Origin of the sequence: Polynucleobacter sp. AP-Melu-500A-A1, from assembly GCF_018882125.1 — a bacterium.
GTDB lineage: Bacteria > Pseudomonadota > Gammaproteobacteria > Burkholderiales > Burkholderiaceae > Polynucleobacter.
The window spans coordinates 40344-65482 of record NZ_JACVOZ010000003.1; the positions used below are offsets into that span (position 1 = coordinate 40344).

Below are 25139 nucleotides of genomic sequence, written 5' to 3' on the forward strand. Positions count from 1 at the left end.
CGCACTAACAGTAACTGCCGTGCTATATAAATCAAGACAATCGAAATTTTAGCATGCAAGACCCTAGTGACTCGGGAAGTCCTAAGCCCCTTGGGCAAAGGCTTAGTTTAAGCAAAACCACTAAACTATTCCCATGAAAACCCATGGCAAGACTGCACTCCGTAGGCGCTTAAGGCTAGTCATCTGGTTAATCGTTGCACTGCTGATTGCCCTCGTGACTGCCATCTTCACCTATCTTTTCTCAGCTCAGACCGCTATCTCTGGAAAACGCAATATTAAAAACTTGGGCGACTCCGTTGTGATCTCATTTGATACCAGCGACATCCCTCACATCAAAGCTAGCTCTTCAGCCGATGCCCTCTTTGCACTCGGCTACTTACATGCCACTGAACGTTCATGGCAAATGGAAATGAATCGTCGCATTGGGAGTGGGCGCCTTTCTGAAATTCTAGGCAAAGATACTGTTTCTATTGATCGCTTTATTCGTACCTTAGGAATCAAGCGTGCCGCAGAGCATCAGTATGATCGCTACCCCGCCGCCTCTAAACACTTGCTTCAGTCTTATGCTGACGGTGTTAATGCTGGCAATGCAAGTCTAGGTTGGGCTCTGCCAATTGAATATTTTTTAACTGGCTCCAAACCTGGACATTGGTCACCGACAGATAGCGTTGCATGGATGCTAATGATGGCCTATGACCTGGGAGGTAATTGGCAAAAAGAATTGCAACGTCTTGAATTGGCGCAATTTTTAACTACTAAGCAAGTTTGGGAGGTAGTGCCACCACATAATCAAGATGACATTCTCAGCAATCTTGATTTTTCAAAGATGTACCGGGACTTAAATATTTTCAATCCCACCTCTGGTCCGGCCGAAGAAAAATCCAAGAAACTTCCAGCCACTGAACTGGCTTTATTTGACTTGCCTGGTGGTAAAGATGGCATTGGCTCGAATAACTGGGCACTCGCTGGAAAACTCACCTCTAGTGGAAAGCCTTTACTGGCTAATGATCCTCATCTTGGCTTATCAGCACCCGCTATTTGGTACTTCGCTCACTTTGATGTCCCCGGCATGAATGTGATTGGCGCAACCCTCCCTGGAATTCCTGGGGTTGTCTTGGGAAGAACCGATAAATTTGCGTGGAGTTTCACCAATACTGGGCCTGATGTTCAAGACTTATACATCGAACAAATTGACCCCAAGAATCCGGGAATGTATCGCGGTCCGGAAGGACCTTTACCTTTTAAAGTTCGCCAAGAAATCATCGACATCAAAGGTTCGTCACCCTTAAGTTTCATAGTAAAAGAGACAAGGCATGGACCCGTAATCTCTGATGCCTATGCACGGGCTAAGCGCACCATCAATACTGAACAATATGCCTTAGCTTTGCGCTGGACTGCTTTAGATATTGAAAATCAATCAGTTGCTGGTTTGCTAGAGCTCAATCATGCAAGCAATATGGAATCTTTTAAACAGTCCTTACGGAAAAATTATGCCCCCATGCAAAACGTTGTGATGGCCGATGTTGATGGAAACATTGCGTATCAAGCGGCTGGGGTTGCTCCCAAAAGAACTTTGCATCAAGGCCTTTATGGCGTTGCCCCAGCGCTTGGTTGGGATAAGCAATATGACTGGACTGGCTATGTGCCGTTTGACCAATTACCAGCCAGTAATAATCCCGAGCAAGGCTGGCTAGCAACCGCTAACCAAAAGATCGTCGCTGCAAACGATCCAAACCCTCTCACCGGTGACTGGGACCTACCTACGCGCTATGACCGTATTGTTGACCTCATTCAATCTAAAAATAGTCATAACTTTGATTCGATGAAAGTAATGCAAGCGGATACGCTCTCATTAGGTGCTACCCCGCTATTGTCTTTATTTAAATCGAGTACACCTACTCATCCTCTCGGGGCTCAAGCTCGTGAGATTAGTAAAAGCTTTAATGGAGATATGAAAGCAGATAGCGCTGCTGCACTCATATTTAATGCTTGGGCTGACCAACTTACCCGTAATCTCTTTTCAAGATTGGGCTACCTCTTCACCGAAAACTATGGAGCACGTCACTTTCGACTATCCTTGATAGTGCAATTGCAAAACCCGAATAGCCCTTGGTGTGATGATCCGAAAACACCAGCGGTGGAAACCTGTATGGAGTCATCGAATCATGCCTTTGATAAGGCCCTGGCGTATCTCAGCAAAGAGTATGGCAATGATCCAAAAACATGGTCCTGGGGTAAGGCCCATACAGCGATATCTGAGCATCGCCCACTCACCAAGGTGCCTTTTTTGGGTTCATTATTTAATATTCAAACACCCTTTGCAGGGGATAGCTTCTCAGTGAATGTGGGTCGTTTACAACTTTTGAGATCAAGTAATCCCTATGAAACCTTCCAAGCACCGAGCTTAAGAACCATATATGACCTGGCAGATCTTGAGCAATCTGTTTTCATCTTTCAAACAGGTCAGTCTGGCTGGATACAAAGCAAGCTTTATCGAAATATGAGCCCTCTTTGGGCTAAAAATGAATATTTACCATTGCAAATGAAGCCTGCTAATATCACCCGTGAATTAGAGCTAAAAGCTAAATAAACTATGTCCAAGGGTGCTGGGCGTTTAGAATACTAGGGTAACAGCCATTACAGGAAATTTGTTTCATGAAAAGATATTTCAAAAAACTTTCAACCGCAGCAATCGCCCTCTTTTTTACAAGCAGTGCATTCGCAGCATGGCAAGAAATTGGTCAAAATGAACAGGCCATTGTTTTAGTAGATACCGCTACTTTGAAGCTTGAAGGTGATAAGGCGCAAATAATGTCGATGCTCAGCTTTAAGAAAACAGGTAAAGATCCGAAAACTGGTGAATTTGTAAACTCCATTGTTGGCTTGAATGAATACGATTGCAGTACAGTAATGTATCGCCCTTTAGAAGTAAAAATGTTTCCCAGTAGGGATGGAAAAGATATCAAAGTGCCGCCTACAGTTGTTCAAAAACCCTATGTTTTTGAAGCTCTCCTAACTCCTGACAGCACTTTTGAACCCATCGAAAATGGCTCTTGGCCTGCAGGCGTGTTCAACGTTGCTTGTCGTAGCAAGTAACTTCCAGCGTACTGGCGTTCGAGCGTTTGGGCTCGCTAGCTTTCTGATTAGCGCTTCACTCTTGATTGGGTGTGCTGCACCCTTAGCAGCCCTTGGTAGTGCAAGCACTGCATCTGCCAGTACTGCGGGAACAGCGGCGACTACTGCTGCAGTTGCTAATCCTGCCACTGCAACTAGCGTTGTATCAACAATTACTACCGGAAAATCTCCCCTTGAGCATGCTACTTCAGCTGCCACTAAAAAGGATTGCAGCTTATTTAATCTCGTTGGTGGAAAAGCAATCTGCATTGACGTTGCCATGCCTGGCATCACTGATAAAAGCGAGGCCTACCTGGGGCCCGCTGATCTACCCCCATCTAGCTCGAAGTAAGCTACTAGGTCTCATTTAGCTAGTCTTAACCGAACGGACTAAAATCACCCTTTATTAGAAATTATTTGAATATAGAAGTCATGGCCATAGAAAACTACTACCTCACACTGACTTGCCCGAATAAGCCTGGCATCGTAGCAGCAGTGTCTACCTACATTTTTAATGCGGGGGGCGATATTGAGGAGGCTCAACAATTTGATGACAAAGCCTCAAAGCGCTTTTTTATGCGCGTTAGCTTTAGCTGCCCTACAGATGGGACAACTCTGAAAAAAGGGTTTATTGAGATAGCCAAACAATTTGAATTGACCTGGGATTTGCGGGCAGTTAAAGACCTTAAGCGCGTCCTCATCATGGCATCAAAGCTTGATCATTGCTTGGTGGATCTTTTATATCGCTGGCGCATTGGTGAATTACCGATGATTATTTGCGGAATTGTATCGAATCATCCTCGTGATGTTTACTCTAGCATTGATTTTGCTGATATTCCGTTTTATCACCTACCGGTTACTGCAGAAACAAAGCCCATGCAAGAAGCCAAGCTTCTCGAGATCATTTCTGAAAATAAAGTAGATATGGTGATCTTAGCGCGTTACATGCAAATTTTGTCTGATAACTTATCTGCCGAGCTTTCTGGTCGATGCATTAATGTGCACCACTCATTCTTACCAAGCTTTAAAGGTGCAAAGCCCTATCATCAAGCGCATGCGCGCGGAATTAAGCTCATTGGCGCAACTGCCCACTTCGTTACCAGCGACTTAGATGAAGGTCCGATCATAGAACAAGATGTCACCCGCGTTACTCATGGTGATACTCCAGATGATTTGGTGCGTAAAGGGCGAGACTTAGAGCGGACGGTACTATCACGTGCCTTACGTTATTACTTACATGATCGAGTCTTGATCAATGGAGCCACTTCGGTAGTCTTCTCTGACTAATGAAGCGTGATTAGGGCCTGACCCCTGGAGACTCCATGGGCATACCTCGGGCGCGCCACATCAGATACAGCTCAATCTGAGCCATTTCTGAAGACCCGTATTCAAACTGCTGAGCCCTGACTCCGCTCATACAATTGCGAAGTCTACGCTGCACCGATCCAAGGGTTTGCCATTCCAAACGATAGATTGGATAAGCATTGGGATGACCTTGCGGAATAAGACTTCCACCCAACCTTAAACCTGCTCGCTCCTCATGACATTGAGCGCAAGATAGATTGAGCTGCCCCATTCTTTGATTAAAAAATTCTTGCCCTTGTTTTAGATCAATTCTATTAGCAGGAGTCTCTTTTACAGAAATCGGCATACCTTTTGATTGAATAGCGATGAGCGCTGTCAGCGCCAAAAGATCTTTACTTTCGTAAGCCAGCTTAGGAGCTCCTTGCCTTGCTTCTTTACACTGATTAATCTGCCCCTCAAGAGTCTGTAACTTCCCCTTAATCACTTTAGGAAATTGGGTTGCTACACCTCGCATTGATTTTTTGACATCGCCATGGCAACTGGCACAGCTCTTAGTATTAGAACTGCCCTTTGCTTGCCATAGACTCTCGCCATCACCCACCCAAAACATCGCAGGATTTAGGCTTGCATCATCTTGCATTGCCTTATTTTCAGCAGACATTAATTCATAGCTTGACTGCTGTTGATGAGATGTCATTGGATTGGCAGCAATGCACGGTGCCGTCAGCAAAGCACACAGAAAAAATAATGGAGAAAGAGCTGCCTTCTTTTTCACGTAACTGTAATACGGGCCTGATTGCTTGCCTCATATCCATCATCACCCGCCCACTTAAACTCAAGCGTTCCGCTCTCTGTTGCAATGGTAGTAAAAATGATCAATGGATTTGCGCCAATGCCTGGATAAAAATCCGCCTTAAATATCTCAGTATTGTTATAGGAACAGGTAAAGATGCGAATAATATCGCGCGGGATACTCTTTCCACCCTCCGTATATCGAAATCCAGATTCCATATCATGCTGAGCAATTGCCCGAATTTCAATGATGGTGCCTTTTTTTGCTTGAGCTGGCATCGTAATGGAGGTTCGAGAAGTTTTACTCATACCATCTCCGTACAGGCCGAAAGCGTTACCAAAGTCTCGGCATAACCCTGCCAAAAACTACCATCACTCATTTGTGCTATGGCCCATACACGTTGACTATCCGCTAAACGAACACGAGTAGTAATGTTTGCAGTGCCAGAACGCGGGCTGAGATAGGCTGCAAATATATGAGGTAAAGGGTTACCTTCTGCAATCACATGAATCACTTTGACATAATTGTTTGCCGTCATTGGACTGTCGACACTGACATTTAAAACTACCAAATTACCGTTCTCAACTAGGGGTGGTATGACCAATGTGACACGACCATCGCCAATTGGTGCTCCTCCAGTAATTTCTTTAATGGCGCTATCGGCCTCTTCTTTTTTGGCAAATACTGTCAGAGGACTCAAACATACTCCAACAGCAATGATGCCAATCTGCTGTATGCGTAAAAGCCATTGACGGCGATTAATTTTTTTGGATAGATTCATATATTGCTATATTTTATTGCTGTTTCGTATTGTTTAAACTAACCAAAAACGCCACCACATCTTCAATCTCTTGTTCGTTTAAGATGGGCTGACCTACAAATTTAGGTGCAACCCGCACTAAGTGATCTGCCTTGTAATACGTTGGCATGATAGTGCCAGGATTAAAACGGCTTGCATTCACAATGCGTGCTCTTAGCTGAGGAGCACTTAAGAGGCCCGCGCTCACAGTAAGCTCTGGTGCCAAGTTTCCTTGAAAGCGCTCTTCAGGAAAAGGCCCGCTATGACATAGAAGGCAGAGTCCTGTTTGACGACTGGCAACAATAACCCTTCCTCTTAACGCATCACCCGGTGATCCAGAAAGAGACTCCGAAATAGAATCCCCTTGAAAGGTTTGAGCTACTGCAAAGCCATGAGAGAGGATGCCTAGTAAGAGCAGTGCTAGTGCAAACCACTTTCTCATTGCAGTAGTTTCACAGTACTAATGACTAAACAAGCTAAAAGCCACTGTTATTCAAAGGCACAGTAATGACCCACATCAAAGGGATAGTTGGATCTACGTCTATCTTGTACTTCTTGCCATTGACATTTAACTCAGCCATGAGTGGACTCCCATTTATTTTGTAATTGAGGTTCATTTAATATACCCCCTGCTTTTTTGTTAGTTATCTTAACCAAGAATTAAATTATTGCTTTGCAATATAAATAGACGGCTGTAAGATCAAAGCATGATTTTCGGCCTCGTTCAAATACTGCTATTTCAATGTCTCGGTGAGCTAGTATCCAAATTTTTGTTACCCACCCTGCCAGGACCAGTCATCGGCTTAATACTATTAGTACTTTGGCTGGCGCTACGTAAGGGGGTAAATGCTGAACTAGCGATGGTGGCAGATGGCTTTAGCCAATATCTAGGCCTACTCTTTGTTCCCGCTGCAGTGGGGGTTGTTCTTTTTTTACCGCAATTAAAGGCCAATGCTTTGGCTATTATTAGCGCCTTAATTGGTAGCGTTGTTTTGACCATTGCTTCTAGCGCTCTTGTAGCGCGTTTTCTGAGTAAGAAAGAAGCACATGAGTGAAAAACACTCGATTGTGGAGATTTGGGTCTATCTCTCTGGCAGCCCCCTCTTTGCTTTATTTATTACATTAGCCGCCTATCAAATTGGCCTATCAATCTATAAGGCTAGCAGGCAGAATCCTTTAGCAAATCCTGTGGCGATTGCAATTTTGATTGTTGCCACCACGATTCAACTGATTGAAATGCCTTATTCAAACTACTTTGAGGGTGCTCAGTTTATCCATTTCTTATTGGGATCAGCTACCGTATCTTTGGCAATCCCCATCTACCGTGGTCTCAATAGTTTGAAGGGTCGCTCTATTCCACTAATTTTTTCTTTAAGCACTGGCGGACTCATTTCTATTTTTAGTGCAGTAGGTATTGCGACTCTTTTGGGTGCTGACTCTAGCATTACTGGTGCAATGTATCCTAAATCAGTCACTGCGCCAATAGCCATGGGTATCGCTGAGCGTATTGGCGTCTCACCCACATTAACCGCCATTTTTGCGGTTTGCACTGGAATCATGGGCGCTGTTTTGGCCCCCTTTGTTCTCAATGCCTTGGGAATGAAAGCTTGGTGGCAACGGGGCTTTGCCATTGGCATTGGAGCCCATGGGATTGGCACCTCCAGGGCCTTTAGTATTCATCCTGAAGCGGGGACCTATGCTAGCCTCGCGATGGGAATGAACGGCGTGATTAGCGCTATTGCGATTCCCATCATCTACCACTTATTTAACAAGTAAAAATTGCTTTGCTTTACTCAGATTTAATTTGCATACCCTTAACAATCGGCGAAAATCGTAATAAGTCAGACTTGATTTGCTCGCCAAATTTTTCAGGAGTGCCTGGTGTTGGTGTGATTCCCATTCCCAGAAGTTTTGCCTTACCTTCGGGTGAATTTAAAATCTCATTTAAGGCTTGATTTAATTTCATCACAATCGGTTTAGGTGTTTTTGCTGGAGCCAATAAGCCAACCCAATCATCTATCTCAAAATCCTTGACACCACTTTCGATGAAGGTTGGAACATCCGGTAAGCCTGGACTTCTCTTGGCACTAGACACAGCAATAGCCTTAATGCGCCCAGACTTCACATATTGATTTGCTCCAGCTACAGCGGTATAGACCAAAGGGATATTACCGCCCAATAAATCAATGAGAGCTTGACCTCCGCCCTTATAAGGAACGTGAACTAAATTAGCACCCGTTTTTTGCTTTAAAAGTTCCCCTGCAATATGCGGCGTTCCACCAGAGCCTGAAGTTCCGTAAGAAAGGCCATTGGGATCCTTCTTAGAAATAGCAAGCACCTCAGCCCATGTTTTGCCAGGAAAATCATTATTCGCCACCAATATCAAAATGGCATCACCAATTTTTCCTATGGGGGCAAAGTCTTTCATGCTATCAAAGGGAACCTTATCAAATAGCGATGGGTTAATCGATAAAGTACCTGCATAACCCAGCAATAAGATATATCCATCTGGCTCTGCAGAAGCAACCATTTGAGCACCAATATTGCCAGAAGCTCCAGGGCGGTTATCGGCAATGACTTGCTGCCCTAGTTTTAATGTCAGTTGTTCAGCAATATAACGACCTGAAGTATCAGTAACACCTCCGGGTGTAAACGGAATAATTAAACGAATGGGTCGATTAGGATAGGTCGACTGTGCGCTAACATTGAAAGAAAAAATACTGGCCAATAGAAATGCTAGAGACAACCCAATATGATGCAATCTCATCTCAATCCTTTTATTTAGTTTCTACAAACTTCTTCTCAAACTCCCAAACATCCTCAAAGCCCATTAACTTGGATAACTCTGCAAAGTCATACAAATCTACCGCTTGATCAACTGAAGAACCCGTACTCTTAAATTGCTCGTATACCTTCGTCATCGCCTGTACCGAAGCAAGTAAGGCTGTCACTGGGAAGATTACAATTTTGTAACCTAGTTTTTCAAGCTCCTCTTTTGATAAAACGGGAGTACGCCCTTTTTCCACCATATTGGCGACCAAAGGTATCCCACGAAATGTCTGACAGATTCTTTGCATTTCATCTACCGATTCTGGGGACTCAATAAATAAAATATCTGCCCCAGCTTTTGCATAGGCTTCACCGCGCCTTAAGGCCTCATCTAATCCCAAAGTAGTTCGTGCATCAGTTCTAGCAATAATTTGAAAGTTGGGGTCTGTGCGAGAGTTGACTGCCACTTCAATTTTTTTCACCATATCTTCCATTGGAATCACTCGTCTTCCTGGAGTATGGCCACATTTTTTAGGAAACTCTTGATCTTCCAGTTGTATAGCTACGGCTCCCGCTGCCTCATACCCTCTAATGGTATGCCTCACATTTAATAAGCCGCCATATCCGGTATCACCATCAGCAATTAATGGGGTTTTAGCCATACCAGCCATAGAAGTCACCCTGCCAACCATATCCGTGTAGGTTGCTACTCCAGCATCCGGAAGCCCTAATAAAGAAGCAACTGTTCCATACCCCGTCATATAAAGCGCTTCAAAATTCATGCGATCAGCAAGTCGCAAAGAAACCATCTCAAATACCCCTGGTGCAACTACCAGCCCAGGTTGCGCTAAGCGCTTTTTAAACTCTGCTCTAAATGAAGTCATATCAATCCTAATTTTTCATGGCCACATCAATGACCTCAGTTGGTACATTGTTAAGATAAAAGCGTTTGATTTCCAGATCACAACTGACATCTTTAGGTTCAATGGGTCTTTGCAGTGATATGCCCTCGATCGTTTTGCAACGACTCAGTGCCACATAGACCTGCCCTGATGCAAAGGTACCAGATGAGAGGTCAACTTTGACTTTATCTAGCGTCTTTCCTTGGCTCTTATGAATCGTCACAGCCCAAGCAAGCATGAGGGGTATCTGCACGTAAGTTCCAATGATTTGCGGTGAAATCTTTCCGGACATCATGTCATGATCGTAGCGATAGGATTCCCATTGATGACCAATCACCTCGACGGTGTTGGAGTATGGTCCATTTTTTACCATTACCTTGACCTTATCTGGCAATAGTTCACGTACCACCCCTATAGTGCCATTTACCCAGCGCTTAGGAAAACCGCTATCGGTAGCTGTAAACATCACTTTGGCGCCAACCTTAAGCGCTAGAGTATTCGGTGATGGCAAATTACGCTCATCCACATTGAACTTACCTGTAGTTTTACCTGCATACACTTTGACATCATTTTCAATAGCGCGCAGACCTGCGCCATTAATTTGGTCAGCCCTGGCGTTGGTAGTGGTTAAGGTAATGGTTTCTTCGTCTAGCACTTGATCTTGGCGGTAGCACTGAGCATTAAGTGTATCGATTGCATCATCAACATCTTGATTAATGCGAATACGATTTAAGAGGCTCGCAAAGTGCTCATCTTTTTGACGGAAAATTTTAGATAGTTCTACCATCGTCACTTCTTTGCGGTGCAAAGCCATAGCGCAGAAGAAGTAAGGGCCTTCATAGCCACGCTCAGAGAGTACTTGCATATCAGCACTTGACACTACCGGTGGTAATTGAAACAAATCCCCCACAAACATGACCTGAATCCCGCCAAAGGGTTTGCCCTTCTGAGGACCATTCTCGCGCAAGAACAAATCCATCGCATCAACCACATCAGCACGCACCATCGATATCTCGTCAATGATGAGCAGGCGAATGTCTTTATATAAGCGCTTATCGCGCAGCGGCTTAATATCTTCTTCGGGGAAGATTAAACGCGGGGGTAATCTAAAGAAGGAATGAATCGTCACTCCTTTCACCTGAAGTGCGGCGACTCCCGTTGGTGCCACGACAACCACGTTACCAGGAATAGTCTCTCGAAGATAACCAATCAGCGTGGTTTTACCGGTGCCAGCTTTACCACTGACAAAGATATAAGGATCGCGGCGTTCAATGGCATCAATGACGGCCTGGTAATCAGGGGTTACTTCAATTTCAGAAGATTCAATAGTGGGGTTTGACATCACTTATTGTTTCACGGCATCAGCGACGCATCGAAAACCAATGTAAACCACGGCGATATCCCCTGGTTTGGATTCCACATCCGATTCTTGCTGCCTATCTGGTCCATACCACCAAGAAGCGCCACGAGTAATATACCCACCATTTTGTTCCGTAGCCGTCCATTCCCAAACATTACCGCCCATATCGAATAATCCATTGACGCCAGGCTTAGTTGAACCTGTTACAACATGACCTGTACCTCGATTGAGAGCCCCTGCAGGCGCTAAACCTTTGTAATCACCACACCCACTTAAACAATGAGATACCAATGGGGTACTACCTCCGGGATAAGGGTAACGCTGATCTTTAACGTACCCAGTTGCTGGGGTGGCACGCTGCTCTAAGAATGCAGCTGATATCCACTCATCATTACTTGGCAAGCGTTTTCCATAATAGCGGCACACAGACTCTGCCTCTTTTTGATTGAGATGCACTGCTGGCTCTAAGTCTTTAGCGGCAACACCATAAGGAGTCTTCCAAGTCCAGCCTGGTTTTTTAACGAATCCTGATTCATAAGAAAGGCCGCCGCCATTTTTTTCGGCGTTACTCATAAAACCAGTGGCTGATGCAAAACCTTTGACATCCCCGATAGTCATCTCGGTTTGATCCCAGATCAGTTTGCCAATCTGTACTGTGGGAATTGAAGCGCTTGGAGCTGCTTGACCACTAGAGGGCCTCAGCATGAAATATAGCGCTATCACTGAAAGGACTAGTCCAAAAAGGACTTGGTAGATATCAAACTTTTTCATAGTTAATTACTCTAATAGAAAAAGCCCCAAAAAGGAGCTTTTATCGAAGTTTGGTGGGGCGAACGACGGGGCTCGAACCCGCGACAACCAGAATCACAATCTGGGACTCTACCAACTGAGCTACGTCCGCCGTTGTAGAGGAGACATTATAGCTTTTTGCTCAAAAACCTGTCAAAAACGCTGGCTTTTGCCGTTTAGTTAAGCACTTTCAAATTCAAAAGCAGCCCAATCGCCAAGGGTTAAGCTGGCATCTATGAAAAAGTCGGCAATCGCTGCTTTACTCTGAACCTTGGCCAAAGCATGATGGTCTGAAAGTCTTTGACGCCAATAGCGTGCTCCTGCCCTACCATGCGCTAGACCCAAAATATGCCTTGTGAAAGCGCCGATATAAAACGGCTTACCTTTTGCTTTGCACTCATCAAACCAGGATTGCACTTGTTTGACTAATGCAATCTGAATACGATGCCATTCAGTTTCGCTAAAGAGATAACCTGCAGCATCGCCATCAGTATTGATTAAATCATCCCAACCGAGAAGCATGGCTGGAAAATGATATGCCGCTCTACCAACCATAAAACCATCGAAGTCATTCCAATGACCAGCAATTTGTTCATTCGATTCTAGGCCACCATTGAGAAGAACCTTTAAATTGGGGAATTGTTCTTGCGCGTCTACCCTAAGTCTAGCGGCCACCTCATAACGCAAAGGCGGCTTACTACGATTTTCTTTGGGAGATAAACCCTTGAGAACTGCATTTCGCGCATGAATAGTCACTTGACTTGCGCCAGCATGTGCCACTGCCAAGATAAAGTTGAGAGCAAATTGATAATCATGCTCCGAACTAGCAGCATCCATTGAATCTAGGCCAAGCCGATGCTTTACTGAAATAGGAATATCGACTGCAGCCTTCATTGCTTTTACACAATCAGCAACTAAATTGGGCTCTGCCATCAGACATGCGCCAAAAGCGCCTCGCTGAACCCGCTCCGATGGGCAGCCACAATTTAAATCTATCTCATCGTAACCCCACTGCTGGGCGAGTTCTGCAGCTTTAGCTAAATCACTAGGTTCAGAACCACCTAATTGCAATACGACTGGATGTTGGTCTTGTGAGTAATCTAAATGACGAGATACATCACCATGAATCAATGCACCCGTAGTCACCATCTCGCTATAAAGGACCGCCTCTTTCGTTAGCGTGCGATGAAAAGATCGACAGTGTCTATCCGTCCACTCCATCATGGGAGCAACCGCTAATCTTTTCTTTTTTATATTCTCCATGCCCTCATTCACCCTGGCGCTTTAAGTCACGATAGAAATTCTCATGAGGCCCAAAGGTCAATAGCTTGATGCTCTCTTCATCCAAAATACGATAGGCTAGCAAGCATAGTTGCTGCGATAGTTTAAATTTATAAACCCGAACTCCAAGCAAATCTCCGGCCTTAGACTCTCCAATAGATGGGCTTGAACTGATCATCCTTACTGCAGCATCTAGTTCTGTTTTATGTGAAGGGTGAAGTTTTTTTGTAGCCTTAACAAACGAGTTGGTAACAAGTAAACGCATCAGTTAAATACGTATTCGCCGATGACACTCTCTTGGTCTGCAATCAAGATCTCACGAATCATGGAAAAAGGTAAGTCCGGATTTTCTTGGGCAATCTTACCGATCTGTGACCAGTACTCAATCTGCTTAGGCACTGAGCGATGCTCAATATGGCCATAGACCTTGGCTTGCTCTACTAAAGCTTCAGACAGCTTGACGTTGATAGACATATTGCCTCCTATTGATGAACTTAGGTCCATTATAGCATAATAGGTTCCATAAAGGAACCTATTATGAGGAAAAAATAGAGCAGGCAAAAAAGAGGCAAGTAAGGATGCCTCTCTCTGAAATACTAGCTGATGCCCATAATTAGCCAACTACTAGCGTAATTTAGTAAGCTTTGCCTCCAACTCAACTGCAAGATCCAGAGCCCCCATGTAGCCTGATTTGAGATGCGCTGGCAGATCTGGGTCCCCTACCATCGATCCGAGAGTTTCTACCAAACTATAAACAATCCCTTTTGCAGCACTTGCTGGAATCGTACTAGCTGAGACTGCTTGATCAATGTGATTTACAGCATCTAAGAAATAATCGTGGCCAGGTAGGCCGTCAGAATCTAAGGGCTCCATACTCATAGCATTTGATCCGCTTTATAAAAAAACTTACGTGCATAGGCAAGTATTTCTTTATCACTTGGATGATCCACAGTTTCAACACCAACAATATTTGCTGCAATCTTAGGGTCATGGTGATGCGCATGCTTAATTAATTCTAGCTTGGCTGATCCGGGTCCAATCACCAAAATCTCCTTAGTTTCATTGACAGCATTAATCACGGAATGTAGATATTTCTCATCCAACTGGAGTCTACCGCTCCCTACTTCACCACCCTTGTGATGTAAGTGAGTATGTGTAGATTTGGAGCGAATAACTTCAGCTTCGCTAGCTGCTTCACTCAAAAACATCACATGTGCTTCTTGATGGTCAATCCAAATAACTGCGTGATTTAATGACATTACTATCCTTATGATGGTTATATACTGGGATCACAATACACCCAGAATACAGTTTGGTCACCTAAAGAATTGGGGCAGGTCAAAGTCCTCTTTACGGATAGCTTATAAATGGCCAAATTGGACTAAAAGACCCCAGTCATCTGAAATATAGGGTAAATATTAAATGCTTATACTAAGGTGGCACATTTAATTTGAACACCATGTCTAAACCACCCTTCCGCCTTCTCCCCATTCGTTTATTTACTTTTGCGATTTGCATCGTTGCTACTATTGCTAGCGCTATTGCATTGGCTATGGGAATTCATATTTGGTACCTCTTTGAGATTTTCGGCTTCCTCACCATCGTTGGTATACACGACTGCATACAAAAGAAGCATGCTGTTTTGCGCAACTATCCTGTTTTAGGTCATATGCGCTTTATGCTTGAATTTATCCGCCCTGAAATCAGGCAATACTTTATTGAGGGAGATAACGATAAGACCCCTTTTTCTAGAAGTCAGCGGACTTTAGTCTACTCTCGCTCGAAAGCAGTTTCTGATAAACGCCCGTTCGGCACACAACTCGATGTCATGGCGCCAGGCTACCAATGGATCAATCAATCACTTGCACCCACTCAAATAGCAAGTCATGACTTCAGAATTGAAATCGGAGGAAAAGACTGCACCCAAAAATACTCTTCCAGTATTTTTAATATTTCAGCAATGAGTTTTGGCTCTTTAAGCGCTAATGCAGTCAAGGCGCTTAATTTGGGAGCCAAAAAAGGGAATTTTGCGCACGATACCGGTGAAGGATCTATCTCACGCCACCATCTACATCATGGTGGTGACATTATCTGGGAGATTGGCTCTGGCTATTTTGGTTGTCGTAATGAAGATGGAAGCTTTAATCCAAAAAAATATGCTGAGAGTGCTTTAGATCCGCAAGTAAAAATGATTGAGATCAAGCTTAGTCAAGGCGCTAAGCCTGGCCATGGGGGAATATTACCTGGCCCCAAAGTTACTGCAGAAATTGCAGAAGCGCGTGGGGTCAAAGTTGGAGAGTCCTGCATCTCACCCTCTTCCCATAGCGCCTTTAGTACGCCCATCGAGATGATGTATTTCGTTAAGCAATTACGCGACCTTTCTGGTGGTAAACCAGTAGGCTTTAAATTATGTATTGGCCATCCTTGGGAATGGTTCGCCATTGTTAAGGCAATGCTTGAGACCCAAATTTATCCAGACTTCATTGTGGTCGATGGTACCGAGGGTGGAACTGGAGCATCGCCAGTAGAATTTACCAATCACGTTGGAACGCCATTACAAGAAGGTCTACGCTTAGTCCACAATACTTTAGTTGGAGTGAATCTGCGAGATCAAATCAAGATTGGATGCTCTGGAAAAATTATTAGTGCATTTGATATGGCTGTTGCCTTTGCATTAGGTACAGACTGGTGCAATAGTGCACGTGGATTTATGTTTGCAATTGGCTGTATTCAGGCCCAAATTTGCGATACCGGCTTTTGTCCCACTGGTGTGACCACTCAAGATCCAGATCGACAAAAAGCCCTAGTAGTTACTGATAAATCGGAACGAGTCTACAATTTTCATAATGAAACACTAAAGGCTCTAAAAGAAATTGTAGAGGCTGCTGGACTTACCCACCCAATACAAATAGATACCAGCCATATAGTAAGACGTCTTAATGCAAATGAAGTTCGTCTTTTATCAGAGCTTTTACCAGCCATACCAGCTGGCAGCCTTTTACGCAATGAGGAAGGTAGCAATTTACCTCGTCTTTATCAAACCTACTGGGATCTTGCTCAGGCAAATAGCTTTGCACCACTCAAAACTTGAGTACTTAAAGCTTCATTAATTGCATTTGACTGATAAATACCCTTTCTTGGGATGTCATGGGATCTAGAAAGGAAATTTCTTTTGCTAACAATTGCAAGGGCTTGGTGAGATCCAGATCGTAGCGCTGGTATGGTGTCAGTTCTGGATAAATCTGATCATTCAAAATCGGAATACCCAAGGCATTGAGATGACAGCGTAACTGGTGTTTCTTACCGCTACCAGGTCTTAATCGATATTTTGCCCAGGGCTTCATTTCTTGGATAAGCTCAATGTGGGTATCTGTATTGGGCTCGCCATCTATTTCTTGCATTTGCAAGAAATGCTCAGATTCTTGTAATCGACTTTGATATGTCAATGGAAGTTTGATACTCAGATTTTCTGAATAAGGTGCAATTGCTTCATAAATCTTATTAACCAGTCGATCTCTAAAAAGGTTTTGATAAGAAGCCCTTTCAGTAGGCTTCACTGAAAAGATCACGAGACCAGCAGTATCACGATCAATTCGATGAATTGGACTAAGAGTCTGAATCCCCGTTTTACGCTTTACGCGATTCAATAAAGTTTGATGTAAGTAAAGCCCGCCTGGAGTTACTGGCAAAAAGTGAGGCTTATCGGCAACCAGAATATGTTCATCCTGATAAAGAATATGTTCTTTAAAGGGAATCTCAGGCTCACGCTCTAAGCGACGGAAATAAATTAAGTGAGAATTTCCTTGATATACATCGCCAGCTGCAAGCACTTGACCATCCGTAGTCATAATCAGCCCCTCACTAAAGCGAGCGGACCATTCACTACTATCGATATGGGGGAAGTTACTTACGAAGAAATCCAGTAAGTTGATATAAATTTGATTTGCAGGCAAATACACGCGCGATGAAGAAACGCCCTCTGAATTCACTTTCATAACAGCTGCCAAATTTATATCGGAATTGATGACTTCATTTTACTAGAAAGACAAAAGCCACCCTGAGGTAGCTTTTGTTATATGCAAAGTATTACAAGAAATTACTCGCGTGATGCCTTCTTGCGATCATGCTCTTTCAGATGACGCTTACGGACGCGCACACTCTTCGGTGTTACTTCGACCAATTCATCGTCGCTAATAAATTCAACCGCGTACTCCAAGGTCAAATCAATTGGGGTTACCAAACGCACTGCTTCGTCAGTACCAGAAGATCGCACGTTAGTTAATTGCTTACCTTTAATGGGGTTAACAACTAAATCGTTATCACGACTATGGATACCAATCACCATACCTTCGTAAACGGGATCACCATGTTTAACGAACATGCGACCACGATCTTGTAATTTCCAAATAGCGTACGCAACTGCTTCGCCATCGTCTTGGCTAATCAAGACACCGTTGTGGCGCTCACCCAAAATACCATCTTTAGCAGGTGCATAAGAATCAAAGGTATGACTCATTAAACCGTTTCCGCGGGTCATGGTCATAAAGTCACCTTGGAAACCAATCAAGCCACGCGCAGGAATACGGTATTCAAGACGGGTACGCCCTTTTCCATCGCTCACCATGTCTTGGAGTTCACCCTTACGCTTACCTAAGTCTTCCATCACGGCGCCTTGAGTAGCATCTTCCACATCTACTGTTAAATTCTCATACGGCTCCATCTTCACGCCGTCTTCTTCATGAAACACTACGCGTGGACGAGAAACTGCCATCTCATAACCTTCGCGACGCATTGTTTCAACCAAGATGGTCAAATGCAGCTCACCACGACCAGATACTTCAAACACAGTATCGTCATCTGTTTCTTTTACACGTAAGGCCATGTTCGACTTCAGTTCACGATCAAGACGTTCACGAATTTGACGGCTAGTAACAAACTTACCTTCACGTCCAGCAAATGGACTGGTGTTCACCATAAAGTTCATGGTCAAGGTTGGTTCATCAATTTTGAGCATTGGCAACGCGTCTGGCTTATCCACTGCACAAACCGTTGTTCCAATCGCCAATTCTTCAATACCATTAATCAAGGCAATATCTCCAGCAATCGCTTCGTCAACGATTTCACGCTCAAGACCTTTGAATTTCAATACTTGGTTGATACGTCCTTTGAATGGCACGCCATCTGGACCATTTAAACAAATCACTTCCATACCGGATTTAACACGCCCACGGTTTATACGGCCAATACCAATCTTGCCAACATAACTGTTGTAATCAATGGAGGAGATTTGGAACTGCAAAGGGCCATCTGGATCGTCATCACGGACAGGAACATGTTCCAAGACAGCATCAAACAAAGGACGCATATCACCCTCACGAACATCTTCAGTCAAACCTGCATAGCCGTTTAAGCCTGATGCATAAATGATTGGGAAGTCGAGCTGCTCTTCGGTAGCGCCGAGTTTATCGAATAATTCAAAAGTAGCATTAATTACGTAATCACAACGTGCGCCGGGACGGTCCACTTTGTTAATCACAACAATCGGCTTTAAACCAAGCGCTAATGCTTTTTTAGTCACAAAGCGAGTTTGCGGCATTGGGCCTTCTACCGCATCTACCAGCAGCAATACACCGTCAACCATCGAGAGTACGCGCTCTACTTCGCCGCCGAAGTCAGCATGTCCTGGGGTGTCCACAATATTGATATGTGTACCGTCATATTCAACCGCACAATTCTTGGACAAAATAGTAATACCACGCTCTTTTTCCAAATCGTTTGAGTCCATGACGCGTTCAGTCATTTTTTCATTAGAGCGGAATGTGCCAGATTGACGCAAGAGTTGATCAACCAAGGTAGTTTTACCGTGGTCAACGTGGGCGATGATAGCGATATTACGAAGTGCGCGTTTAGTCATGTGAAGCTTCTAAAGTTAAGAATAGGGTTGGTTAAGATTAATGAATTAATAAGTCAAAATGATTTAATGGGCTGAGGAAATCAAACGCTTGGGATGTAAAACACCTGAGCGCCAGTCAGCAGTGCCAATAAAGTTATGGGGTGCAGCTGTAGCTCGATAAATACGAACTAATGCTTCAATGGAGGGCAAATTGAGTGGAACACGTTGCCCCATTTCAAGACGTTTAGCCTGATGCTCATCTACCGTCAAATGCGGCAATGTTTGGAGGAGTGCATCAATCGGCAATATATAAGTTGAACTATCTTTTAAGCTCTGTTGAATCGATTCCATCGTAAAAGACTGCTCTAAGGTCAGATGGCCTACTTCAGTGCGGCGTAACCCTGTTAAGTGAGCGCCACAAGCTAATGCCTTACCAAGATCTTCAGCCAAAACGCGAATGTAAGTACCTTTGCTACAGCTAACTTCTAATGTTGCTTCGGGCCACTGAATGTCAGTCCAACGAATCTGATGAATAGTGATCTCGCGCGGCGTACGCTCAAGCTCAACTCCGGCACGAGCATACTCATAGAGTGGTTTACCATCACGCTTTAGCGCTGAATACATCGGTGGTATCTGCAAAATGGGGCCAGTAAATTTTGGTAACAATCCATCCAGTGCCGATCTAAGAGTCGCCTCATCAGAAAATTGAGGTAAAGCAAACTCTTCAATAATTTGGCCTTCAGCATCACCAGTATCAGTACGAGCGCCAAACTTGACTCTAGCAATATAAGATTTGTTCGCCTCCAATAAATCTTGGGAGTACTTGGTTGCCTCGCCAAGACATATTGGCAGTAGGCCAGTAGCCATGGGATCTAAAGTACCTGTATGCCCTGCTTTTTCTGCATTAAAAGCTCGCTTGACAGCAGTAACCGCACCCTGCGAACTCATACCAGCAGGTTTATCTAACAGAACTACTCCATCGATGCGAATAGACATGAGAATTATTTACTCTCGTCTTTATGATCGCTCTCTACCGCTTGATCGATCAATCGAGACATTTCTATGCCATGCTCTACTGAGCTGTCATAGTGAAAATGCAAAGTGGGCACAGTGTGAATATGCAAACGCTTAAAAAGCAAAGAATGTAAATAGCCAGCTTTTTCCTGAAGTGCTTTTAATGCATGTTCAGGCTCAGCGCCTAAGACTGTAAAAAAGACTTTAGCATGCGCTAAGTCTGGCGTGAGCTCAATACTTTGTAGGGTAATTAAACCTAAACTTGGACTACGCAACTCACGAGGAATAAGTTCGGCCAGATCTCGCTGAATTTGATCGGCGAGACGCTGGTTACGATGCGGGCTAGTTTTATGCATATTGCTCGAAATTACAGTGAACGCGCAACTTCAGTTACTTCAAATACTTCAAGTTGATCGCCCTCTTTGATGTCGTTATAACCTTTTAATGAAAGGCCACACTCAACACCGGCACGAACTTCTTTCGCATCATCTTTAAAGCGCTTGAGTGAATCCAATTCACCGGTCCACACAACTACGTTTTCACGCAAGAGGCGAACGCTAGAGGTGCGCTTCACAACGCCATCCACTACTAAGCAACCTGCAATAGCGCCAACTTTGGAAACCAAGAAGACTTGGCGGATTTCAACCAGTCCAGTGATCTCTTCTTTCTTATCGGGAGTGAGCATGCCACTGAGGGCTAATTTCACTTCATCTACAGCGTCATAAATAATGTTGTGATATCGAATATCTACACCATTGTTCTCTGCCAATTTTCGTGCAGCAGCATCAGCGCGAGAGTTAAAGCCGAAGATCACCGCTTTAGAAGCAACTGCCAAATTCACGTCAGTCTCAGTAATACCGCCCACAGCTGCATGAACGATTTGTACTTTGACTTCTGGTGTAGAGAGCTTCATTAAAGATTGAGCCAATGCTTCTTGAGAGCCCTGAACGTCTGCCTTGATGATGACTGGCAGCAGTTTCGCTTCAACCGCACCCTCTTCCATATTCTCCATCATGGTTTCGAGCTTGAATGCCTGCTGTTTTGCCAACTTCACATCGCGGAATTTACCTTGACGGAATAATGCAATCTCACGAGCCTTACGTTCGTCCGGTACGACTTGAACTGACTCACCTGCAGCAGGTACTTCTGCCAAACCCTGAATCTCCACTGGAATAGATGGGCCAGCCTCATTACATGGCTTGCCATTCTCATCCATCATGGCACGAACGCGTCCAAATGTAGATCCAGCTAAGAGCATATCGCCACGTTTGAGTGTTCCAGATTGAACTAAAACCGTTGCAACTGGACCCTTACCCTTATCCAAGCGTGCTTCAATCACTAAACCTTGTGCAGGAGCATCTTTGGGTGCTTTAAGCTCCAGGATCTCCGCTTGCAAGAGTACGTTTTCTAGCAAAGTATCAATACCTTCACCTGTTTTTGCAGATACGGAAATAAAGGGCACATCACCACCGTATTCCTCAGGTACCACTTGCTCTGCCACTAACTCGGTCTTCACACGATCCGAATTGGCTTCTGGCTTATCAATCTTATTAATTGCAACCACTATTGGAACTCCACCAGCTACAGCATGGTGAATCGCTTCTTTCGTTTGCGGCATGACACCATCGTCTGCTGCAACAACCAAGATCACGATATCGGTTGCCTTAGCGCCACGTGCTCGCATTGCCGTAAAGGCTTCGTGACCAGGGGTATCTAAAAAGGTAATCATGCCACGGGGCGTTTCGACGTGATAGGCGCCGATATGTTGGGTAATACCACCCGCTTCACCTGTAGCCACTTTTGCCGCACGAATCTTATCGAGCAAAGAAGTCTTACCATGGTCCACGTGACCCATCACCGTAACTACTGGTGGACGTGGTAATAACTCTGCATCATGCCCATCAGTGCCAAGATCTAAATCCGGATCATCTAATTTAGCAGCATGCGCTTTATGGCCCATTTCTTCAACGATGATCATTGCGGTATCTTGATCAAGCACTTGGTTGATGGTAACCATCTGACCCATACCCATCAACAATTTAATAACTTCTGCACTCTTCACCGCCATTGCATGCGCTAACTCCGCAACAGTAATGGTTTCAGGAACATGTACTTCATGAATCACTGGCTCTGTTGGAACTTGGAAGTTGGTATCTACGTTGGCCTCAGCGATTTGGCGTTGCTTTTTACGACCACCACCTGAACGCCAGCCACCCACACCACCAGATGAATCACCACGAGTCTTCAGACCTCCAGGCTTCTTGGCGCCCTCTTCTTGCCAAGTGGAAGATGTTTCAGAAGACTTAATCGTTTTGCCGCCAACTTTAGCTGGGGATTTTTTCTTATCATCTGCACCTTCAGCCTTAGCAGGTTTATGCAGAGTTCCTTTTTTGGCTTCATCAGCAGCAACTTCACTAGGAGCCTTCAGAACTCGAGCTGGAGTACTCATCATGTCACGAATGGCTAAAGCTTCTGCTTCAGCAGCAGCGCGACGAACACGAATATCTGCTAATTCTTTTTCTTTTGTTACCGCTAAGTCCTTAGCAGCTTTTTCAGACTTGGCTTTTTTCTCTGCAGCTTGAGCATCATTTGAAATCTCAGATGCTTTATCAGCAACTACTGAAGCAGCCTCTTTTTGACGAATCTCTGCTTCTGCTCTCATTTCCGCTTCTTGACGCGCCAATAACTCAGCTTGTCGCGTTGCTTCTGCTGCACGCTTTTCTAACTCATCTTCTGAAAGAATGGGTTTCACTGGAGCAGCAGGAGTAGCAGTTTTTGCTGGCTTTTCTACTGGCGCATCAGCAACTGCAGCTTCCTCACCGCGTTTAACTAAAACACGCTTCTTGCGCACCTCAACCTGAACGGTACGTGTACGTCCAGCAGAATCTGCCTGGCGTATCTCGGAGTTCTCACGCTTGATTAATGTAATCTTTTTGCGAGCCCCAGTATCAGCATTGCCATGCGCTTTTTGCAAATGCTCAAGCAGGACTGTTTTGTCCTTTTCGGTAATGCTATCGTCCTCAGAACCTTTATCGATCCCAGCTGCCTTTAACTGATCTAAAAGATCAACTGAAGTTCGTTTGAGCTCTTTAGCGAGTACTTTTACTGTTGTTGCCATGCACTACTTCCTCTCATGAAGTAAACCAGTGTTCGCGCGCTTTCATGATGAGCGTTTTCGCAGTTTCTTCGTCAATTTGTGTCGCCTCAACCAGCTCATCAACAGCCAGTTCAGCAAGGTCGTCACGGGTATGAACTTGATTTTCAGCAAGCTTTGCAATCAGTTCACTTGTCATTCCTTCTAAGGAAAGCAAGTCCTGTGAAACTTCACCGATGCGCTCTTCTTTTGCTAACTCCATCGTTAACAATGAATCGCGAGCACGATTACGCAGTTCATTTACAGTGTCTTCGTCAAAAGAGTCAATCTCTAACATCTCTGAAAGCGGAACGTAAGCAACCTCTTCCAGGGTGTTAAAGCCCTCTTCGATCAAGATATCAGCTACTTCTTGGTCAACATCCAATTTGTCCATGAATAATTGACGCACTGAAGAAGCTTCTTTTTCTGTTTTCTCAGCAGACTCTTCTGGAGTCATGATATTGATTTGCCAACCAGTCAAGTCGCTAGCTAAGCGAACATTTTGTCCGCTTCGTCCAATAGCGATTGCTAAGTTTTCTTCATCAACCACCACATCCATTGCATGACGCTCTTCATCAACCACAATGGAAGAAACTTGTGCGGGAGCCAAAGCACCAATCACAAATTGTGCAGGATCTTCAGACCACAACACAATATCAACTGCTTCACCAGCAACTTCATTGCGCACTGCGGTCACACGAGTACCACGCACACCAACGCAGGTACCGATTGGGTCAATACGTTTGTCATAAGTGACTACGGCGATCTTGGCACGAATACCAGGGTCACGAGCAGCACCTTTAATCTCCAGTAAGCCCTGTTCCATCTCAGGAACTTCGTTCTCGAATAACTTAATCAAGAAGTCTGGGCAAGTACGTGAGAGTTCGATCTGTGGGCCACGTGCTTCACGATCAACTTTGAGGATATAAGCACGGACACGATCACCAGAACGTAAATTCTCTTTTGGGATCATTTGATCACGACGTAATAGCGCTTCGACACGACCAGATTCAATAATCAAACCATTTTTATCAGCACGTTTAACGGTACCAGTCATGACTTTTTCGCCACGCTCAAGGTAATCATTGAGAATCTGCTCACGTTCAGCATCACGAATACGTTGCAAGATCACTTGCTTAGCAGCTTGTGCGCCAATCCGGCCAAATGCTAATGACTCGATCTGCTCTTCGATATAGTCGCCTACTTCCATATCGGCAAGCTGCTCTTGAGCTTCAAATTGCAAAATTTCTTTATCTGGCTCTTGCAATCCTGCTTCGTTTGGCACCACCAACCAGCGACGATACGTCTCGTATTCACCAGTTTCTCTGTCAATGGATACACGAATATCAACATCTTCAGTTGGATAACGTTTTTTAGTGGCGGATGCTAACGCCATTTCGAGCGCCTCAAACACAATTGCTTGATCAACGTTCTTTTCACGCGCTAAGGCGTCTGCCAACATGAGAACTTCTCGGCTCATGACTTTCTTCCTTTGAAATCAATAACAGGGACCAACCGAGTCTTGTCGACCTCGGCCAAAGAAAACTCCAATTGAGAGGGCTGACCATCAGCACCCTCGAACACCAAACCAAATTTTGCATCGGGCGAATTCAATTCACCACTCAGCAAACCTTGTAACACACCACGAAAATTCTTACGATCACTAACTGCCACTCGCAATTTCAAATCTACTTCCATTCCAGCAAAGCGCTCGAAATCTGCTGCTGACTTCACCGGGCGATCTAAACCTGGTGAAGATATCTCAAGACGTTCATAAGGAATGTTCTCAACTGGTAATGAATAACTCAGCTGATGACTTACCTTTTCACAATCCAGAACATTAATTAAACGCTCGTAATCTGGGTTTTCAATCGTGACGCGCAGCAATCCTCCGGCTTCACGCTCGATATCGACTAGCGTGTAGCCCAAGTTTTCCAGCTCTGCAGAAATAACCTGCTGATCCTTCACAACTTCCCTTCATACCAAA

The 25139-nt window shown here is 44.5% G+C and carries 27 protein-coding genes and 1 tRNA gene; 7 read left to right on the forward strand and 21 right to left on the reverse strand.

The genetic code is table 11. The features are described 5' to 3' along the window. Nucleotides 1–133 precede the first annotated feature (133 nt). From ICN38_RS06645 to purU, 4 genes are all read left to right on the forward strand, one after another. A complete protein-coding gene (locus ICN38_RS06645; RefSeq protein ID WP_216256300.1) occupies nucleotides 134–2590 on the forward strand; it encodes a penicillin acylase family protein in 2457 nt (818 codons plus the stop codon). A 65-nt stretch (nucleotides 2591–2655) separates the two neighbouring features. Beyond that, nucleotides 2656–3096, forward strand: a complete 441-nt coding sequence (locus ICN38_RS06650) for a surface-adhesin E family protein (protein ID WP_216256301.1) — start codon at nucleotides 2656–2658, stop codon at nucleotides 3094–3096. Next, on the forward strand, nucleotides 3077–3466 hold the full coding sequence (locus ICN38_RS06655) for a hypothetical protein (RefSeq protein WP_216256302.1): 390 nt from the start codon (nucleotides 3077–3079) through the stop codon (nucleotides 3464–3466). Before ICN38_RS06650 ends, ICN38_RS06655 begins: the two co-directional genes overlap by 20 nt. An 80-nt stretch (nucleotides 3467–3546) precedes the next feature. Next, the gene (purU, locus tag ICN38_RS06660; protein ID WP_216256303.1) at nucleotides 3547–4401 is read left to right on the forward strand and encodes a formyltetrahydrofolate deformylase; all 855 of its coding nucleotides are present in this window, start codon (nucleotides 3547–3549) and stop codon (nucleotides 4399–4401) included. Nucleotides 4402–4411: 10 nt separating this feature from the next. Here the strand turns inward: purU and soxA are convergent, their stop codons facing one another. The 4 genes from soxA to soxX are packed head-to-tail and all read right to left on the reverse strand — an operon-like array spanning nucleotide 4412 to nucleotide 6453. After that, nucleotides 4412–5149 (reverse strand): sulfur oxidation c-type cytochrome SoxA, encoded by a 738-nt coding sequence (soxA, locus tag ICN38_RS06665; RefSeq protein ID WP_255562753.1) that lies wholly within the window; start codon nucleotides 5147–5149, stop codon nucleotides 4412–4414. Nucleotides 5150–5190: 41 nt separating this feature from the next. After that, nucleotides 5191–5520, reverse strand: coding sequence for a thiosulfate oxidation carrier complex protein SoxZ (locus tag ICN38_RS06670; RefSeq protein ID WP_216256304.1), 330 nt, complete (start codon nucleotides 5518–5520; stop codon nucleotides 5191–5193). Continuing rightward, complete coding sequence (locus ICN38_RS06675; protein WP_216256305.1) at nucleotides 5517–5993, reverse strand: SoxY-related AACIE arm protein; 477 nt, start codon at nucleotides 5991–5993, stop codon at nucleotides 5517–5519. Before ICN38_RS06675 ends, ICN38_RS06670 begins: the two co-directional genes overlap by 4 nt. Before the next feature lie 13 nt (nucleotides 5994–6006). Next, the gene (gene soxX / locus ICN38_RS06680; protein WP_216256306.1) at nucleotides 6007–6453 is read right to left on the reverse strand and encodes a sulfur oxidation c-type cytochrome SoxX; all 447 of its coding nucleotides are present in this window, start codon (nucleotides 6451–6453) and stop codon (nucleotides 6007–6009) included. 265 nt (nucleotides 6454–6718) lie between these two features. On the opposite strand from soxX, the gene ICN38_RS06690 reads away from it, so the two are divergent. Continuing rightward, a complete protein-coding gene (locus ICN38_RS06690) occupies nucleotides 6719–7066 on the forward strand; it encodes a CidA/LrgA family protein (protein ID WP_216256307.1) in 348 nt (115 codons plus the stop codon). Then, nucleotides 7059–7787, forward strand: coding sequence for an LrgB family protein (locus ICN38_RS06695; protein WP_216256308.1), 729 nt, complete (start codon nucleotides 7059–7061; stop codon nucleotides 7785–7787). The genes ICN38_RS06690 and ICN38_RS06695 overlap by 8 nt, the downstream gene beginning before the upstream one ends. 13 nt (nucleotides 7788–7800) lie before the next feature. Here ICN38_RS06695 and ICN38_RS06700 read toward each other — a convergent pair whose 3' ends face one another. The 10 genes from ICN38_RS06700 to ICN38_RS06745 all read right to left on the reverse strand — a co-directional run bounded on the left by ICN38_RS06700 (nucleotide 7801) and on the right by ICN38_RS06745 (nucleotide 14371). Further along, nucleotides 7801–8778 (reverse strand): tripartite tricarboxylate transporter substrate binding protein, encoded by a 978-nt coding sequence (locus ICN38_RS06700; protein WP_216256309.1) that lies wholly within the window; start codon nucleotides 8776–8778, stop codon nucleotides 7801–7803. 10 nt (nucleotides 8779–8788) lie between these two features. After that, nucleotides 8789–9664, reverse strand: coding sequence for an oxaloacetate decarboxylase (locus ICN38_RS06705; RefSeq protein ID WP_216256310.1), 876 nt, complete (start codon nucleotides 9662–9664; stop codon nucleotides 8789–8791). A 7-nt stretch (nucleotides 9665–9671) separates the two neighbouring features. Then, nucleotides 9672–11024 (reverse strand): ATP-dependent RecD-like DNA helicase, encoded by a 1353-nt coding sequence (locus ICN38_RS11585; RefSeq protein WP_216256311.1) that lies wholly within the window; start codon nucleotides 11022–11024, stop codon nucleotides 9672–9674. A gap of 3 nt (nucleotides 11025–11027) precedes the next feature. Then, nucleotides 11028–11813 (reverse strand): SUMF1/EgtB/PvdO family nonheme iron enzyme, encoded by a 786-nt coding sequence (locus ICN38_RS06715; RefSeq protein ID WP_216256312.1) that lies wholly within the window; start codon nucleotides 11811–11813, stop codon nucleotides 11028–11030. Between the two features lie 54 nt (nucleotides 11814–11867). Beyond that, nucleotides 11868–11943: transfer RNA gene (locus ICN38_RS06720), tRNA-His, on the reverse strand. 68 nt (nucleotides 11944–12011) lie between these two features. Next, the gene (dusA, locus tag ICN38_RS06725) at nucleotides 12012–13094 is read right to left on the reverse strand and encodes a tRNA dihydrouridine(20/20a) synthase DusA (protein ID WP_216256313.1); all 1083 of its coding nucleotides are present in this window, start codon (nucleotides 13092–13094) and stop codon (nucleotides 12012–12014) included. A gap of 4 nt (nucleotides 13095–13098) precedes the next feature. Then, complete coding sequence (locus ICN38_RS06730) at nucleotides 13099–13377, reverse strand: type II toxin-antitoxin system RelE/ParE family toxin (protein ID WP_216256314.1); 279 nt, start codon at nucleotides 13375–13377, stop codon at nucleotides 13099–13101. Further along, complete coding sequence (locus ICN38_RS06735) at nucleotides 13377–13586, reverse strand: ParD-like family protein (protein WP_216256315.1); 210 nt, start codon at nucleotides 13584–13586, stop codon at nucleotides 13377–13379. The genes ICN38_RS06730 and ICN38_RS06735 overlap by 1 nt, the downstream gene beginning before the upstream one ends. A 150-nt stretch (nucleotides 13587–13736) precedes the next feature. Continuing rightward, nucleotides 13737–13991: a hypothetical protein gene (locus ICN38_RS06740; RefSeq protein ID WP_216256316.1), complete on the reverse strand. Its 255-nt coding sequence runs from the start codon at nucleotides 13989–13991 to the stop codon at nucleotides 13737–13739. Continuing rightward, nucleotides 13988–14371, reverse strand: coding sequence for a translational machinery protein (locus ICN38_RS06745; RefSeq protein ID WP_216256317.1), 384 nt, complete (start codon nucleotides 14369–14371; stop codon nucleotides 13988–13990). The genes ICN38_RS06740 and ICN38_RS06745 overlap by 4 nt, the downstream gene beginning before the upstream one ends. A gap of 200 nt (nucleotides 14372–14571) precedes the next feature. On the opposite strand from ICN38_RS06745, the gene ICN38_RS06750 reads away from it, so the two are divergent. Beyond that, a complete protein-coding gene (locus ICN38_RS06750) occupies nucleotides 14572–16203 on the forward strand; it encodes an FMN-binding glutamate synthase family protein (protein WP_216256318.1) in 1632 nt (543 codons plus the stop codon). A 4-nt stretch (nucleotides 16204–16207) separates the two neighbouring features. Here the strand turns inward: ICN38_RS06750 and ICN38_RS06755 are convergent, their stop codons facing one another. From ICN38_RS06755 to rimP, 7 genes are all read right to left on the reverse strand, one after another. Beyond that, on the reverse strand, nucleotides 16208–17107 hold the full coding sequence (locus ICN38_RS06755) for a pseudouridine synthase (RefSeq protein ID WP_216256319.1): 900 nt from the start codon (nucleotides 17105–17107) through the stop codon (nucleotides 16208–16210). Between the two features lie 101 nt (nucleotides 17108–17208). Next, on the reverse strand, nucleotides 17209–19026 hold the full coding sequence (typA, locus tag ICN38_RS06760; RefSeq protein WP_216256320.1) for a translational GTPase TypA: 1818 nt from the start codon (nucleotides 19024–19026) through the stop codon (nucleotides 17209–17211). A gap of 63 nt (nucleotides 19027–19089) precedes the next feature. Further along, a complete protein-coding gene (gene truB / locus ICN38_RS06765) occupies nucleotides 19090–20001 on the reverse strand; it encodes a tRNA pseudouridine(55) synthase TruB (RefSeq protein ID WP_216256321.1) in 912 nt (303 codons plus the stop codon). 5 nt (nucleotides 20002–20006) lie between these two features. Then, the gene (rbfA, locus tag ICN38_RS06770) at nucleotides 20007–20375 is read right to left on the reverse strand and encodes a 30S ribosome-binding factor RbfA (RefSeq protein WP_216256322.1); all 369 of its coding nucleotides are present in this window, start codon (nucleotides 20373–20375) and stop codon (nucleotides 20007–20009) included. Nucleotides 20376–20386: 11 nt separating this feature from the next. Then, a complete protein-coding gene (gene infB, locus ICN38_RS06775) occupies nucleotides 20387–23137 on the reverse strand; it encodes a translation initiation factor IF-2 (RefSeq protein WP_216256323.1) in 2751 nt (916 codons plus the stop codon). Nucleotides 23138–23150: 13 nt separating this feature from the next. Beyond that, complete coding sequence (gene nusA / locus ICN38_RS06780) at nucleotides 23151–24632, reverse strand: transcription termination factor NusA (protein WP_216256324.1); 1482 nt, start codon at nucleotides 24630–24632, stop codon at nucleotides 23151–23153. Next, nucleotides 24629–25120, reverse strand: coding sequence for a ribosome maturation factor RimP (gene rimP / locus ICN38_RS06785; RefSeq protein ID WP_216256325.1), 492 nt, complete (start codon nucleotides 25118–25120; stop codon nucleotides 24629–24631). Before rimP ends, nusA begins: the two co-directional genes overlap by 4 nt. Nucleotides 25121–25139 lie beyond the last annotated feature (19 nt).

What these genes read in the sequence shown, in the direction of transcription:
- ICN38_RS06645 (WP_216256300.1), top strand. Translation starts at nt 134, where the DNA reads ATGAAAACCCATGGCAAGACTGCACTCCGTAGGCGCTTAAGGCTAGTC.
- ICN38_RS06650 (WP_216256301.1), top strand. Translation starts at nt 2,656, where the DNA reads ATGAAAAGATATTTCAAAAAACTTTCAACCGCAGCAATCGCCCTCTTT.
- purU (WP_216256303.1), top strand. Translation starts at nt 3,547, where the DNA reads ATGGCCATAGAAAACTACTACCTCACACTGACTTGCCCGAATAAGCCT.
- ICN38_RS06670 (WP_216256304.1), bottom strand. Translation starts at nt 5,520, where the DNA reads ATGAGTAAAACTTCTCGAACCTCCATTACGATGCCAGCTCAAGCAAAA.
- ICN38_RS06675 (WP_216256305.1), bottom strand. Translation starts at nt 5,993, where the DNA reads ATGAATCTATCCAAAAAAATTAATCGCCGTCAATGGCTTTTACGCATA.
- soxX (WP_216256306.1), bottom strand. Translation starts at nt 6,453, where the DNA reads ATGAGAAAGTGGTTTGCACTAGCACTGCTCTTACTAGGCATCCTCTCT.
- ICN38_RS06690 (WP_216256307.1), top strand. Translation starts at nt 6,719, where the DNA reads ATGATTTTCGGCCTCGTTCAAATACTGCTATTTCAATGTCTCGGTGAG.
- ICN38_RS06695 (WP_216256308.1), top strand. Translation starts at nt 7,059, where the DNA reads ATGAGTGAAAAACACTCGATTGTGGAGATTTGGGTCTATCTCTCTGGC.
- ICN38_RS06700 (WP_216256309.1), bottom strand. Translation starts at nt 8,778, where the DNA reads ATGAGATTGCATCATATTGGGTTGTCTCTAGCATTTCTATTGGCCAGT.
- ICN38_RS06705 (WP_216256310.1), bottom strand. Translation starts at nt 9,664, where the DNA reads ATGACTTCATTTAGAGCAGAGTTTAAAAAGCGCTTAGCGCAACCTGGG.
- ICN38_RS11585 (WP_216256311.1), bottom strand. Translation starts at nt 11,024, where the DNA reads ATGTCAAACCCCACTATTGAATCTTCTGAAATTGAAGTAACCCCTGAT.
- ICN38_RS06715 (WP_216256312.1), bottom strand. Translation starts at nt 11,813, where the DNA reads ATGAAAAAGTTTGATATCTACCAAGTCCTTTTTGGACTAGTCCTTTCA.
- dusA (WP_216256313.1), bottom strand. Translation starts at nt 13,094, where the DNA reads ATGGAGAATATAAAAAAGAAAAGATTAGCGGTTGCTCCCATGATGGAG.
- ICN38_RS06730 (WP_216256314.1), bottom strand. Translation starts at nt 13,377, where the DNA reads ATGCGTTTACTTGTTACCAACTCGTTTGTTAAGGCTACAAAAAAACTT.
- ICN38_RS06735 (WP_216256315.1), bottom strand. Translation starts at nt 13,586, where the DNA reads ATGTCTATCAACGTCAAGCTGTCTGAAGCTTTAGTAGAGCAAGCCAAG.
- ICN38_RS06740 (WP_216256316.1), bottom strand. Translation starts at nt 13,991, where the DNA reads ATGAGTATGGAGCCCTTAGATTCTGACGGCCTACCTGGCCACGATTAT.
- ICN38_RS06745 (WP_216256317.1), bottom strand. Translation starts at nt 14,371, where the DNA reads ATGTCATTAAATCACGCAGTTATTTGGATTGACCATCAAGAAGCACAT.
- ICN38_RS06750 (WP_216256318.1), top strand. Translation starts at nt 14,572, where the DNA reads ATGTCTAAACCACCCTTCCGCCTTCTCCCCATTCGTTTATTTACTTTT.
- ICN38_RS06755 (WP_216256319.1), bottom strand. Translation starts at nt 17,107, where the DNA reads ATGAAAGTGAATTCAGAGGGCGTTTCTTCATCGCGCGTGTATTTGCCT.
- typA (WP_216256320.1), bottom strand. Translation starts at nt 19,026, where the DNA reads ATGACTAAACGCGCACTTCGTAATATCGCTATCATCGCCCACGTTGAC.
- truB (WP_216256321.1), bottom strand. Translation starts at nt 20,001, where the DNA reads ATGTCTATTCGCATCGATGGAGTAGTTCTGTTAGATAAACCTGCTGGT.
- rbfA (WP_216256322.1), bottom strand. Translation starts at nt 20,375, where the DNA reads ATGCATAAAACTAGCCCGCATCGTAACCAGCGTCTCGCCGATCAAATT.
- infB (WP_216256323.1), bottom strand. Translation starts at nt 23,137, where the DNA reads ATGGCAACAACAGTAAAAGTACTCGCTAAAGAGCTCAAACGAACTTCA.
- nusA (WP_216256324.1), bottom strand. Translation starts at nt 24,632, where the DNA reads ATGAGCCGAGAAGTTCTCATGTTGGCAGACGCCTTAGCGCGTGAAAAG.